Annotated in this window: 6 protein-coding genes; 3 read left to right on the forward strand and 3 right to left on the reverse strand. The window is 67.9% G+C overall.

The window, feature by feature from the left end:
* Positions 1-10: 10 nt before the first annotated feature.
* From NR798_RS15115 to NR798_RS15125, 3 genes are all read right to left on the reverse strand, one after another.
* A complete protein-coding gene (locus NR798_RS15115; protein ID WP_375772169.1) occupies positions 11-958 on the reverse strand; it encodes an alpha/beta hydrolase in 948 nt (315 codons plus the stop codon).
* A 41-nt stretch (positions 959-999) separates the two neighbouring features.
* Positions 1,000-7,362, reverse strand: a complete 6,363-nt coding sequence (locus NR798_RS15120) for an amino acid adenylation domain-containing protein (RefSeq protein ID WP_375772170.1) — start codon at positions 7,360-7,362, stop codon at positions 1,000-1,002.
* Between the two features lie 381 nt (positions 7,363-7,743).
* Complete coding sequence (locus tag NR798_RS15125) at positions 7,744-9,498, reverse strand: M1 family metallopeptidase (RefSeq protein ID WP_375772171.1); 1,755 nt, start codon at positions 9,496-9,498, stop codon at positions 7,744-7,746.
* Positions 9,499-9,616: 118 nt separating this feature from the next.
* Here NR798_RS15125 and NR798_RS15130 point away from each other — a divergent pair, with 118 nt between their 5' ends.
* The 3 genes from NR798_RS15130 to NR798_RS15140 all read left to right on the forward strand — a co-directional run bounded on the left by NR798_RS15130 (position 9,617) and on the right by NR798_RS15140 (position 13,918).
* Complete coding sequence (locus NR798_RS15130; protein WP_375772172.1) at positions 9,617-12,007, forward strand: 3-hydroxyacyl-CoA dehydrogenase/enoyl-CoA hydratase family protein; 2,391 nt, start codon at positions 9,617-9,619, stop codon at positions 12,005-12,007.
* Positions 12,008-12,096: 89 nt separating this feature from the next.
* Positions 12,097-13,269, forward strand: a complete 1,173-nt coding sequence (locus tag NR798_RS15135; RefSeq protein ID WP_375772173.1) for a thiolase family protein — start codon at positions 12,097-12,099, stop codon at positions 13,267-13,269.
* A 181-nt stretch (positions 13,270-13,450) separates the two neighbouring features.
* The gene (locus NR798_RS15140; RefSeq protein ID WP_375772174.1) at positions 13,451-13,918 is read left to right on the forward strand and encodes a hypothetical protein; all 468 of its coding nucleotides are present in this window, start codon (positions 13,451-13,453) and stop codon (positions 13,916-13,918) included.
* Positions 13,919-13,985: the final 67 nt, after the last annotated feature.

Here is a 13,985-nt window from a genome sequence, read left to right on the forward strand (position 1 = left end):
GCTCCTTTCCTCACGCCTCGCTCAGGGGAGCCGTGGAAGTGGCCGCGCTCGGCCTGTTCCCCGGGGCGGCGGTGTGATGCTGCTCCAGGCGCGAGACGAATCGGGTGACGAGGTTGGCGAGCGCGAGCGGCTCCTCGAACTGGATCGCGTGGTGGGCTTCCAGCGACTCGATGGCCGGCGCCGGGCGCACGTGCTGCATCAGCATCGCCTTCACGCGCTCGTTATCGACGAGCCGGTCGCGGTTGCCGAACACGGCGAGCACGGGGAGCCCGCCGAGATCCGCGAGGATCGTCCGGGAGCGATCGGCGAGCTCGTACCAGACCTTGAGCGTGTTTTGCGTGACCTTGGAGAGGCGGAGCTTGTCTTCGACGACGAACTGCTGCCACTGGTGCCTGTCGGTGAAATCGGTGGGCTGCAGCGGTACCGGTACGAAGGCCCTCTGCGGATCCGGCATGAGACCGAACTCCTCGACGACCTCGAAGACGGCCTGCATCGACAACCTCAGCACGTCGCTGTAGCGCTCGTTGAAAACGAAGCCCGGCGCGACGAGGATGAGGCTGGAGAGGATCCCCTGCGCGGCGAGCCGGGCGGCGGCGATCGAGGCCACCAGCCCGCCGAAGCACCAGCCGGCGAGGTGGACCCGGTGGAAGGAGCCGGCCACGTCCCTGAGGAACGAGGTGACGTCCTCGAGCTCCCGCTCCTCGGAGAGCAGGTGCCCCCGTGCCTCGGTGTTGAGGCCGGAACCGCGGCGATCCATCGCGATGAAGGTGATGTCCGAGGTCGAGGTAAGGGCCTCGCCGAGCGGCGCCTGCCAGCCGGAGTGGCTGATGCCGCCGTGAAGGAGCACCACGACGTCACCCCCTTCGGGGCGGCCCCAGCGGCGGAAGTGAGAGCGGTACCCATCGGACTGCTGGTACGAGCTGATCACCGGTTCCGTGCTGCGAAGTTCCTTTGACATGAGTCTCTCCTTTGGGTTGGTGGATGTGTAGGGGGCGGCCGCTACCCGGAGGCCATCAGCGCTGCGGCCAGGCGGGTCATCTCCGCGGAGGGCTCGGTGACCAGGGTCTCCTCGTGAGTGATCATCCGCGTCAAGGCCGCATCGAAGAGTGCGCCGAGCACCTCGACGCTCCACTGCGGCAGCACCCGCCCGTCGGCGTTGAGAGTGATGATCATCTGCTCCTGGCGGATGTCGTAGCCAGCGTTGACCAGGAGGTGGAAGCTCGTGTGCTCGAACCAACGGACGCCACTGACGAGCTGGGGGCCAGCGTTCGGAGTGCCGTCGCTGGCCATGTCGGCATACGCCTTGAACTGGGTATAGTTGAAGGCCGTCTCCATGAGCCGGTTGTGGCCGAGGTCGCGCTGAATGCTCGCCAGCGGGTAGCGCCGGTGGGGCAGCCTGCGGCAGTCGCTGGCAAACGTCTCCTCGAGGAGCTTGCGCCAGGTGCGGCGAGCGATCGCCTGGCGAAACGGCATGAAGTTCAGAAACAGGCCCAGTACCTCGTCGCTCCCTTCTTCCTCCGGCCGGCCGTTCACGAAGGTGGCGGTCAGCACGTCCGTCTGCCGGCTCAGCATTCCCAGGGTGGCGAGGTGCACGGCGAGCAGGCTGTACTTCACGGGGACGCCGGCGCGGCTGGCCAGCGCCGTCAGCGCGTCTTGCCGAGGCCGGTCGAGCGCCACCTTGGTCTCGCTCCAGCGCGCCTGCGCTCCGTGCTGCGGCGGCCGAGGCAGCGCGGTGTACGTCGCGCCGCGCAGCTCGTCTTGCCAGAAGGCGCCCGCCTCCGCCGACTCCCGGCTCTCGAGTTCCACCTTCACGTAGTCCCGGTACTTGGGTGGGAGGACGCCCGGCATGGGCTCGTCGCCCTGCCGCAGGGCGGCGCTGTAGCGCGAGACCAGTTCGCGAATCAGCAAGGACAGGCTCCAGCCATCGAGGATGGCGTGGTGGAAGCTCAGCGTCAGGGTGAAGGACGCCGGCCCGTGCCGGTGTGCGAAGAACCTCACGAGTGACGGCCGGGTGACGTCGAAGTCGGTGGCGCGTTCGCGATCGAACCAGGCGTCGAACCCTGCCGCCTGGTCCTCCTCGCGCAGCTCGGAGAGATCGAAGACCTCCAGGTGCGGCGTGACGGCGGCGTAGACCCACTGCAGGGGAGTGGGCTCGGCCTTGAGGGCAAAGGCGGTACGGAGCGCCTCGTGGCGATCGGTAACGCTCCGCAACGCGCGGCGAAGCAGCGTCTCGTTCAGGGGAAGCGCGAGGCGGTAGCTGAAGAGGTCGTGGTAGACCGCCTGCGCGACGTCGGCCCGGTGAGCGCGGATCATGTCGAGCTGCAGCGAAGTGGCCGGGTAGCCGTCGATCACTCCGGGGGGCGCATGCGGAGCGGACGCGCCGGCCAGCTCAAAGGGGGCCGCTGGCCCTTGCGCCTCGCCGGATGGACGAGCCGTCCGGGCCCGGGCGGCGAGCTTGCGGACGGTCGGGTGCTCGAATACGTCCTGCAGGGAGACCTTGATTCCGAGCCGATTGAGCCGGGCCACCAACCGGATCGCGCTGATCGAGTCCACCCCGAGCTCGAGGTAGTTGTCGTCGAGCCCCACCCCGGTGGTATGGGTGACGGCGGCGACGACGTCGAGGATCTGCTGCTCAAGGCCACTGCGTGGTGCGGCGTGTAGTGCTCGCGAGGCGGGGCTCGTGGCAGCGGGGGGCGCGGTGGGCGAGCGCTCGGCGCCGCTGGCGCGCGTCGCTGGCGAAGGTGCCTCGGCGCTCGACGCCGCGGCCCCCGCTGCCTCGAGATAGCAGTCGAGGTAGCGGCCGATCAGCCTGCCATCCACCCGGGCCGCGTCGTAGTTGACCACCAGCGTCATGCGCTCGGTGAAGCTGTCGAAATGCGCGTGCACCACGGCGCTGAAGTTGGTCTGCTCGAAGTACTGCGCGCCGGTGATCTTGACGAGGTCGTCGCCGTCGGACTGATAGACGTGGAACTTCGTGTAGTTGAAGAGGACGTCGAACAGCTCCTTGTGCTTGGTGAGCTTCAAGAGCTCGGCGAGGGGCGCGCGGCGGTACGGGGCGGTGTCCTGCTCGAGAGAGAAGACCCGCTCCACGCGCGCGGGCCAGGGTTCCGCGCGCAGCTGCAGCGCCACCGGGAGGGTGTTGAGGAACAGGCCGACGCACCGCTCTCCGCCCGAGACCTCGGGGCGCCCATTGACCACCAGCCCGGAGACCACGTCTCCTCGGCCGGTGACCTCTCCCAGCGCATGGAGGTGGAGCGCCAGGAACGCGCTCTTGATCGGCAGCCCGAGCCTTTCCACGAGGCCCCGCAGCGCTGACGTCAGCTCGGGCGGGACCGTCCGCTCTACCGAGGCCGGCACCGCGGCTTGCTTGCCCGCCCCGCCGGGAGCGCCGGATGGCGGGCCGAGCAAGAACGGCTCCGGGATGCTGGCCAGGTGGTCGCGCCAGAAGGTGATGTGGCTCGGATCCTCGATCGCCCGGCGCTCCAGCGCCACGTACGTGCTGTAGGGAACCAGCTCCCGCTCGAGGGGGGTCGGGCGTCCGCCAAGGAGGTCGGCGTAGACCCGGCGCAGTTCGTCGAGCACCACGGCCACGCTCCAGCCGTCCAGGATGACGTGGTGGAACGAGAGCGTGAACGTGAACTCGTCGGCCGAGCGCACGTGAACCCAGCAGCGCAGCAGTGGTGGGGCCTCCAGATCGAAGTCGCGGCGCTTCTCCTCCTCGGCCCGGCGCGCGATCACCGCGTCCTGGGCCTCGCGTGGCAGTGCCGTCACGTCGACGAGCTCCAGGGGCACCTCCACCTCGCTGCCGACGAGCTGCAGCGGTTCGTCGAATTCGTGGAGCTCGAACCACGAGCGCAGCTGGGGGTGGCGCATCACGACCACCTGCACCGCCTGGCGCAGGTGCTTCTCCTCCACCGGCGCTCGGAGGTCATACGAGAAGATGTCGTGATAGACCGCCGAGCCCTTGTTCATCAGCGAGTGGTAGATCATTCCCGACTGGAGCCGGGTCAGCGGCCAGGCGTCCTCGACAGAAGACGGAAGCTGCCGCCGGGTCGCCGCGTCTATCAGGTGAAACGCCGGCTCCGAGGGCGCTGCCACTGCTGCATGACGGTGCGTTGTCGTCAGGTGCCGTGCGAGCTGCCGGACCGTGGGGTTGGCGAAGATGTCCCGAACATCGACGTGATACCCGAGCTCGCGCAGGCGCGCGGCGATCCGGATACTCAAGATGGAGTCGCCGCCGAGGCGGAAGAAGTTGCTGTCCACGCCGAGGTGAGCGACGCCGAGCACCTCGCTCCAGATGCGGAGCAAGATCGCCTCCTCCTTCGTCGAGGGGGGAGCCAGTGTCGTGGCCGGTGCGCCCGCCTCGGGCGCATCCGGGCGGGTGGCGGTGAGCGGATCCGGCAGCGCTCTTCGATCCACCTTGCCGTTCGCGGTGGTGGGAATCTCCGGAACGGAGATGAAGAGCCGTGGGATCATGAATTCGGGGAGTTGCGTCTTCAGATGGTCTCGGAGCCTCTGTGGGTCGACCTCATCGGCGGCAACGTAGGCCACCAGGAGCTTGCTGCTCGGTGCTTGATGGAGGACGACGACGGCGTTCCTCACGCCAGGCGCGCTTCGCACCACGGCCTCGATCTCGCCCAGTTCGATGCGGAAGCCGCGGAGCTTGACCTGGTTGTCGATGCGCCCCAGGTATTCGAGCTGGCCGTCAGCCATGTACCTGGCCAGATCGCCGGTCCGGTACATGCGGGCGCCAGGCTCCCGAGAGAAGGGGTCCGCGACGAAGGCTTTCTTCGTCAAGTCGTCGCGCTGATGGTAGCGCTCGGCCAGCCCGGCGCCGCCGATGCACAGCTCACCGGGAACCCCGATCGGCTGGAGCTGCAGCAGCTTGTCGACGATGTAGAGTGAGGTGTTCGCGATCGGCTTCCCGATAGGCACGATCTTGCCCGGATAGTCGAGCGAGCACGGCCAGTAGGAGACATCGATCGCGGCCTCCGTCGGCCCGTAGAGGTTGTGCAGCCGGCACGGCACGTTGCGGTAGAAGTCCTCCACGGTCTGGTAGGGCAGGGCCTCACCGCTGCAGAACACCCGGCGCAGTGAGCCACAGCAGGCCGTCAGCTCCTCTTCTTCGAGGAAGACGCTCAGCATCGAGGGGACGAAGTGAAGCGTGGTGATCCGCTTGTCGCGGATGAGGTGCTTGAGGTACTCCGCGTCGCGGTGGCCGCCGGGCCTGGCCACGACGATGCGCGCGCCGTACATCAGGGGCCAGAAGAACTCCCAGACCGACACGTCGAAACTGAACGGGGTCTTCTGCAACACGCGGTCGTCGCCGGTGAGCGGGTACTCGGACTGCATCCAGTACAGGCGATTGAAGAGCGAGCCATGCCGGTTGATGACCCCCTTGGGGCGCCCGGTGGAGCCCGAGGTGTAGATCATGTACACGCGGGAATCGAACGTCAGCGCGCGCGCCACGTCGCTGTCGTCTTCGCAGCCGAGCACCAGCTCGGCGAGGGTCACCGGTTTGCCGGGACCGCTCGAGAGCGCGGAGCGAAGGTGCTCCTGGGTGAGGACCAGCGGCACCTGCGAATCCGCGATCATGTAGCGGATGCGATCCGCGGGGTACTCTGGGTCGATGGGCACGTACGCCATGCCCGCTTTGACGATGGCGACCAGGGCCACCACCATGTCGATGGACCGCTCCATGTACACGCCGACGAACCCGCCCGATGGGACCTGGGCCGTGGTCAACGCCCTGGCGACGCGGTTGGTCAGGCGGTGGAGCTCGGCGTATGTCAGGGTGCGGTCGTCGAATTCGACCGCGACGGCGTCGGGAGTCTTCGCCGCCTGCGCCTCGAAGGCATCAATCACGGTACTGCGCGGGACCTCCACCCGCGTGTCGTTCCATACCTCGAGGAGGAGGCGCCTCTCGGGCTCCGGCAGGATCGAGACGCGAGAGACAGGGGTGTCGAAGTTGGCGGGGAGCTGCTCGAGCAGGTGGACGTAGTGGGTGAGCATCCGCTCGACGGTGGCCGGGTCGAAGAGGTCCGTGTTGAACTCCACCTCGAACTCGAGCTGGTCCTCGACTTCGGTGACGTAGACGAGCAGCTCGAACTTCGCGGCGACGCGCCGGAGCCGATGGGGGGAGCACTCGAAACCCTCGCCGAGGTCGAGCGTCTTCCGTTTGCCGAGCGAAGTCAGCATGGTCTGGAAGACCGGGCTATGGCTCGGATCGTATTCGATCCCGAGCCGCTCCAGGACCTTGGGAAAGGGCGCGTCCTGGTGCTCAAGGATGTCTGCCCAGACGTCCGTGGTTCGGGTCAGGAGGGACCTGAAGGTTGTGCTCTCGTCCAGGTCGAAGAGCAGGGCTGCGGTATTGACGTAGCAACCCACCACGCTCCGCTGGTGGGCGTTGCCTCGGTTCAGGAGGGTGGTGCCGACGGCGATCTTGTCTTGCCCGGTGTAGCGCCAGAGCAGGGTGGCGTAGGCGGACAGCAGGACCAGGAATTCGGTGCTGCCGCACTCCCGGCGGCAGAGCTCGATGAGCGGAGCGAGAGTGCTTCGCGGCACAGTGATGGAGCAGGTCGCGCCATCAAAGGTCTGGACCGCCGGACGTGGTCGGTCGGTGGGCAGCGTCAACAGCCCAGGTCCTCCTTCGAGCATGCGTTTCCAGAAGGAGAGCTTCTCATCGAGCTCTCCCCGCTCGTAAGCCTCGCGAGATTGCTCGGCATGATCGGTGTACTGGACGGGGAGGGGCGCTAACTCCGCGGGCCTGCTCGTCGAGACCAGAGAGCGATAGTGGGCGCCGAGCTCACCGAGGATGATTCCGAAGCTCCAGCCGTCCGTGACGAGGTGGTGGAGGGTGAGGCCGAAAAGGCGCTGCTCGCCGGGGAGCAGCACGATGATGGCGCGCAAGAGCGGCCCCTTGTCCAAGGCGAACGGGCGGCGGTAGCGCTCATGGAGGAGCTCCTCGGCTCGTTGCGAGGCCACTGGCGCGGGCAGGTGGCGCAGGTCGACGAGCTCGCTGTGGACCGGAGCGTGAGCGTGAACCACGGCGCGCAGTCCCTGGCGGGTTTCCACGAAGGTCGTTCGCAGGGCGGCATGGCGCTCGGTGACGAGGCGCAGGGCCTCCTGCAGGAGGTCCGCGTGCAGCGGCCCCGCGATGCGGAACGCGAGCGACTCGTTGTAGGTGGGCTGGGGCACCAGCTTGTGGAGGAGCCAGAGGCTCTCTTGCGAATGCGACAGCCGGGCGGCGAACTGGCCAGCTTCGATCAATACGCTTTCGGGAGGCGGGAACACGGTCTCGACGGACTTCCCCTCGCCCTTCGGGCCGGCTTTATCCCTCTCCTTCCTGTCGCTCGTCTGCATCGTCTGTACCCCTCCAAGAGAAGAGGGCTACGAGCCTCCCGAGCTGAGGTCCCACTGGGGTGTTGGAGGCACGGCCCTTGATTCATCAGGTCTGTCGGTGGGATGGATGGCGAGGACGTGGAATGTGATAGCCGCGCTCGAGCCACTCGAGAGCCCTGGAACTCCTGCCTGGGCTCCAGGCGTGCGGCCGTGGCGTTGCAGCCACCGGCACCCCGCGCCGAAGCTCCAGGTCCAGCGTCACGAGCACGGCCAGTTCATCCGGCTGTCCCTCGCGGCTTCGGCCCAAAAAGAAAACCCCGGCTCGCCTGATGGCGGCCGGGGCCTTGTTGCATCCAGTGGAAGCGGCGGGACTCGAAGCCGACGCCTCGGTGGGTTTCGCGGCTACGCGCGGTTGAGGATGGACTCGACTGCGGCCCGGGCGATGGGGTGGTAGCGCTCGGCGTAGCGGTTGAACAGGCTGCGCGCCAGCGCCTTGCCTTCGGTGGTGCTCGCCAGCGCCCCATAGAGCGGCTTGAGGTACTTCATGCGTCCCACCTCGCCCAGGAAGGACTCGGTGCGTCCCAGCGCCGGCCCCCAGCCCGCCCGCAGCGACGCCGCCAGCCACGACACCAGCACCTCCGCGTTGTGGCTCTTTGTCAGGTGGAAGCGCTCGTCCAACTGCCGGAACACGTCGCGCGACGTCCCCTGCGGCAGCGACTGGATGTAGAGCTGCCACTCGGCCGGGGTCCAGTCCTTCACCTCCTCCACCGTGGGCACCTTGGTCTTGTATTTCGTCATCCGCTCCAGCCGCTCCGAGCGCGGCACCGGCGCGCTGCCCGGAATGCCCGGCTTGTTCAGGTACGCCTCCGCGTCCACCTTCGCCAGCGCCCCCGGCAGGTGCTTGTCCACGAACGCCGTGAACTGCTCCGTGGTGAGCGCCTGGAAGCGGTGCGCCTCCAGGTAGCGCTTGAGGAAGGCGTCGAAGGCGGGCCGGCCCACCGCGTTCTCCACCGCTCGCAACAGCAGGTAGCCCTTCTCGTAGGGCACCTGCGAGAAGGCCTCGTCCGGAGCCACGCCCGCGAGGTGCGTGCGCAGTGCCGTGAGCTGCGGATGCTCCTTGAAGTGATGGACCGCGTCCTCCAGCGCGCGCCGTCCCAGCGCCGCGTGCAGCTTCGCCACGTCCTCCCCGTAGAGCGCCTCGATGATGCGCCGCTCGGCGAACACGGTGAAACCCTCGTTCAGCCAGAAGTGCTCGGCCGACGCGTTCGTCACCAGGTTGCCCGTCCACGAGTGCGCCAGCTCGTGCGCCACCACGCTCACCAGGCTCTTGTCCCCCGCCAGCAGCGTGGGCGTCAGGAACGTCAGCCTCGGGTTCTCCATGCCCCCGTACGGGAACGAGGGCGGCATCGTCAGCAAGTCGAACCGCTCCCAGTCATACCCGCCGAAGAGATCCTCCGCCGCGCGCAGCATGGCGTCCACGTCCTCGAACTCCTCGGCCGCCTCCTCGAGCACCTCGGGCTCGGCCCAGACGCGCGAGCGCGGCCCCAGCTCCTTCGCCGCCAGCCTCCCCACCGCGAAGGCCAGCAGGTAGGGCGGAATCGGCTGTGGCATCTCGTAGCGCTCCACCGCCTCCACGCCCTGCTCCTCGCGCCCGGTGAAGCCCGCCGCCATCACCGCCTTGAGCTCCTTGGGCACCGTCAGCTCCGCCTTGTAGCGGATGCGGATTCGCGGCGTGTCCTGGAGCGGTACCACCGAGCGTGCGTGGATCGCCTGGCACTGGCTGAAGAGGTACGGGTACTGGCCTCCCGCCGTCTGCGCCGACGTCAGCCACTGCAGCGCGCTCGCCTGCGGGGATGTCCGGTAGCGGATGGTGAGCTGCCTGGTGCCCGGGCTCAGCTCCACCCGCAGGCGGCTGCCGAGGATCGGTTCGGGCGGGGACACCAGGAAGGGCAGGGGCTTGCCGTGAGCGTCCACCACCGAGCGGATCTCCAACTCCCTCGTGTCCAGGTCCAGCGGGCCGGCGGATGCTTCCCTCAGGGTAAGGGTGGCCTCCGCGTGCAGTCGGCGCGTGCGGAAGTCCACGCGCGCCTTCCAGGTGAGGGTCTCGGTCTCGGGTTGGGTGTCGTCGTTGTACGAGTGCGGATCGAGTCGGGCCATGGGGGCTCGCACCTTACCCCCCACCCGCCGGTGACAGGGGGCTCAAGAGCGGGTTGACTTTTGAATCAACCGGCGCAATGTCTCCTGCCATCCTTTTTCAATCAGGGAGCCTCTTTCGATGACGATGCGGATCCGCAAAGTGGCAGTTCTGGGCGCGGGCGTGATGGGCAGCGGCATCGCCGCGCACCTGGCCAACTCGGGCGTGCGCGCGCTCCTGCTGGACATCGTTCCGCCCAAGGCGGCACCGGGCGAGGACACGGCCTCCAAGGCCTTCAAGAACAAGTTCGCCCTCGGGGCGCTGGCCAACATGCGCAAGCAGAAGCCCAGCCCCATCGTGTCCGAGCAGGTGTTCACGGCCATCGAGGTGGGCAACTTCGAGGACGACCTGGGCCGGCTGGCCGAGTGCGACTGGGTCATCGAGGTGGTGAAGGAGGACATGGCCGTCAAGCAGGCCCTGTTCGCCAAGGTGGAGCAGCACGCGCGCAAGGACGCCATCATCAGCTCCAACACCTCGGGCCTGTCCATCAAGGGCATGCTCGAGGGCCGCGGCGCCGCCTTCCGCAAGAACTTCCTCGTCACCCACTTCTTCAACCCCGTGCGCTACATGAAGCTCTTGGAGCTCGTGGCGGGCCCGGAGACGGACCCCGAGGTGGTGAAGAGCATCCACCGCTTTGGCGAGGAGGTGCTCGGCAAGGGCATCGTCTACGGCAAGGACACCACCAACTTCATCGCCAACCGCGTGGGCACCTACGGGATGATGCGCACCATCTCGGAGATGCAGAAGGCGGAGCTGTCCATCGAGGAGGTGGACAAGATCTTCGGCCCCGCCATGGGCCGCCCCAAGTCCGCCGTGTTCCGCACCGCGGACATCGTCGGCCTGGACACCTTCAGCCACGTGGCGAAGAACTGCTACGACACGCTCACCCAGGACGAGGAGCGTGAGGTCTTCGCCATCCCCGACTTCCTCCAGAAGATGGTCGCCAAGGGGATGCTCGGCGACAAGAGCGGCGGCGGCTTCTACAAGAAGGACAAGAGCGCCGGTGGCAAGGACATCCTCGCGCTGGACCTGAAGACGTTGGAGTACCGGCCGCAGGTCAAGGTGCGCTACGAGTCGCTGGGCGCCGCCAAGGACGTGGAGAACGTGCGCGAGCGCGTGGCCACCGTGCTCAACGGCCAGGACAAGGCCGCCAAGTTCGCCGAGCGGATCACGCTCGACGTGCTCGCCTACGCCAGCCGCCGCATCCCGGAGATCGCCGACGACGTGGTCAACATCGACCGCGGCATGCGCTGGGGCTTCGCCTGGGACCTGGGGCCCTTCGAGACGTGGGATGCCTACGGCGTGAAGAAGGGCGTGGAGCGGATGAAGGAGCTGGGCCTCAAGCCCGCCGCCTGGGTGGAGGAGATGCTCGCCAAGGGCCGCACGTCCTTCTACGGCGTGGAGGGCGGCAAGGACACCTACTGGGACATCCCCAGCAAGTCCGTGAAGGTGGTGCCGGAGAACGCCCGCACGGCGCGCGTGGAGTACCTCAAGCGCGGCAACAAGAAGATCACCGGCAACGAGTCCGCCAGCCTGTGGGACATGGGTGATGGGGTGACGCTGCTGGAGTTCCACTCGAAGATGAACTCCATCGACGACAGCATCATCGCGATGATGAACACGGCCCTGGACGAGACGGAGAAGAACTTCCGCGGGCTCGTGGTCGGCAACGATGGGGCGAACTTCTCGGCGGGCGCCAACATCATGGCGCTGCTGATGGCGGCCAAGAGCGACGAGTTCGAGGCCATCCGCAAGATGGCGTCGGGCTTCCAGGCGGCCAACCAGCGCATGCGCTACAGCCCGGTGCCGGTGGTCACGGCGCCCTTCAACCTGACGCTCGGCGGCGGCGCCGAGTCGGCCATGGGCGGCAACGCCATCCAGGCCTCGGCCGAGCTGTACATGGGCCTGGTCGAGGTGGGCGTGGGCCTCATCCCCGGCGGCGGCGGCACCATGCAGCTGCTGCGCAACGTGTACGGCGCGTACTCGGCGGACAAGGACTTCGACGCCTTCCCCTTCATCAAGAAGGTGTTCCTGGCCATCGGCACCGCGAAGGTGGCCACCAGCGCCGAGGAGGCGCGCGAGCTGGGCTTCCTCAACGCCAACGACGGCATCAGCGCCAACCGCGACTTCCTGCTCTCGGACGCCAAGCAGCGGGTGCTCGGCATGGCGAATGCGGGCTTCCGCGCGCCGCGCCCCACGCGCTTCCGCCTGCCCGGCGCCAGCGGCTACGCCACCATCGACATGATGCTCTACGACATGGAGCTCAACGGACAGGTGTCCGCGCACGACCGGAAGATCGCCCAGAAGCTGGCGCGCGTGCTCACCGGCGGCGACACCAGCCCCTCCGTGCTCGTCACCGAGGAGCGGCTGCTGGAGCTGGAGCTGGAGGCGTTCCTCAGCCTGTGCGGCGAGGAGAAGACGCAGGACCGGCTGATGTTCATGCTCGAGAAGGGCAAGCCGCTGCGCAACTGAGGCGGCGGCGTTAGGCGAGTTCCCAAGTCACCAGTGATTTTCGAGATGATGAAGCCCGGGGGTCGCTCCCCGGGCGAGGAGACAGACAGATGCCCGGTCGAGTCGTGATTGCCAGCGCGGTGCGCACCCCGTTCACCCGCGCGCACAAGGGAGAGTTCAAGGACACCCGGCCCGATACGCTCGCGGCCCTCGCCATCAAGGAGGCCGTGGCCCAGGTCCCCGGCCTCAAGCCCGAGGAAGTGGAGGACGTGATCCTCGGCTGCGCCATGCCGGAGGCGGAGCAGGGGATGAACGTGGCGCGCAACGCCGCCCTGCTGGCCGGCCTGCCGGACACCGTGCCCGGGATGACGATCAACCGCTTCTGCTCGTCGGGCACGCAGTCCATCGCCCAGGCGGCGCAGGCCATCAAGGCGGGGATGATGCAGGTCGCCGTGGCCGGTGGCACCGAGTCCATGTCCATGGTCCCCATGGGTGGCAACAAGGTGAGCGCCAACCCGGAGATCATGGCGAAGTTCCCCGAGGTCTACACCTCCATGGGCGCCACCGCGGAGAACATCGCCTCGCGCTACAGCGTGTCACGCGAGGACGCGGACAAGTTCGCCTACGAGAGCCAGCGCCGGGCCGCCACCGCGCGCGAGCAGGGCAAGTTCAAGGAGGAGATCTTCCCCGTCAGCACCACCGTGTTCGACGAGGAGGGCAAGGCGCACCAGGTGACGGTCTCGGTGGACACCATCCTGCGCCCGGACACCACGCTGGAGGGGCTGGCCAAGCTGCGGCCCGCCTTCAACCAGAAGGGCGTGGTGACGGCCGGTAACGCGTCGCCGCTGACGGACGGCGCGGCGGCCGCGGTGGTGATGAGCGAGGAGAAGGCCCAGCAGCTCGGGGTGAAGCCGCTCGGCTACTTCCTGGACTACCAGGTGGCCGGCGTGCCGCCGGAGATCATGGGCGTGGGCCCGGTGCCGGCGGTGAAGAAGCTGCTGGCGAAGAACAACCTCAAGGTCGAGGACATCGACGTCTTCGAGCTGAACGAGGCCTTCGCCGCGCAGGCGCTGCACTGCATCCGCGAGCTGGGGATTCCCCTGGACAAGGTGAACCCGAACGGCGGCGCCATCGCGCTGGGCCACCCGCTGGGCGTGTCCGGTGCGCGCCTGGTGGCCACCATCCTGCGCGAGCTGAAGCGTCGCAACGGCCGCTACGGCGTGGTGACGATGTGCATCGGCGGCGGCATGGGCGCCGCGGCCCTCGTCGAGCTGGCGAAGTAATGACTCCTCCCTCTCCCTGTGGGAGGGGGTAGCTGTCCCTCGGGTTGAGCTCATCACGCGGCCCTTCCTGGCACTCCAGGAGGGGCCGTCGTGTTCTCGGACGGCGCGCGCTCACGCTCCAGGCGGACATGGCCTCGGACCGCGAGGTGCAGGAGCTCGTGGCGGTGGCACGGTGAACGGCATGCTCTATCAGGTGGTTCTCTACCTCCATTCCTGGTTGCGCTGGGGCGTGGTGCTCCTCGGCGCGCTCACCCTCGCCCGGGCGGTGCATGGCTGGGCACGGGGCCGGGAGTGGAACCAGGCGGATCGGCGCGTGCAACTGCTCTTCGTCGCGGTTCTCGACAGCCAAGTGCTGCTCGGGCTGACGCTCTACTTCGCGCTCAGCCCGTTGACTCCCAAGAGCCTGGACGCCTTCCGGGAGGCCATGTCCAACTCCATGCTCCGCTTCTACGCCATCGAGCACGCGTTCGCGATGGTGCCGGCGCTCCTCGTCGCGCACGGGGCCTCCGTCGCGAGCCGCCGGGCCGAGGGCTCCACCGCGAGGCACCGCCGGTGGGGGGTGGGCCTGCTCATCGCGCTCCTCCTCATCCTGGTGGGAATCCCCTGGCCCGTCTTGCCCTACGGAAGGCCGCTGCTGCGGACGTTCTGAGCATGGGCGCGTGGCGAGAGGGGGTCTCTCGCCACGGATGCCATGCAGGCTTCGGGACACCTCCGGA

This window comes from Archangium gephyra (assembly GCF_042230915.1).
Taxonomy (GTDB): domain Bacteria; phylum Myxococcota; class Myxococcia; order Myxococcales; family Myxococcaceae; genus Archangium; species Archangium gephyra_B.

What these genes read in the sequence shown, in the direction of transcription:
- NR798_RS15115 (WP_375772169.1), bottom strand. Translation starts at nt 958, where the DNA reads ATGTCAAAGGAACTTCGCAGCACGGAACCGGTGATCAGCTCGTACCAG.
- NR798_RS15120 (WP_375772170.1), bottom strand. Translation starts at nt 7,362, where the DNA reads ATGCAGACGAGCGACAGGAAGGAGAGGGATAAAGCCGGCCCGAAGGGC.
- NR798_RS15125 (WP_375772171.1), bottom strand. Translation starts at nt 9,498, where the DNA reads ATGGCCCGACTCGATCCGCACTCGTACAACGACGACACCCAACCCGAG.
- NR798_RS15130 (WP_375772172.1), top strand. Translation starts at nt 9,617, where the DNA reads ATGACGATGCGGATCCGCAAAGTGGCAGTTCTGGGCGCGGGCGTGATG.
- NR798_RS15135 (WP_375772173.1), top strand. Translation starts at nt 12,097, where the DNA reads ATGCCCGGTCGAGTCGTGATTGCCAGCGCGGTGCGCACCCCGTTCACC.
- NR798_RS15140 (WP_375772174.1), top strand. Translation starts at nt 13,451, where the DNA reads ATGCTCTATCAGGTGGTTCTCTACCTCCATTCCTGGTTGCGCTGGGGC.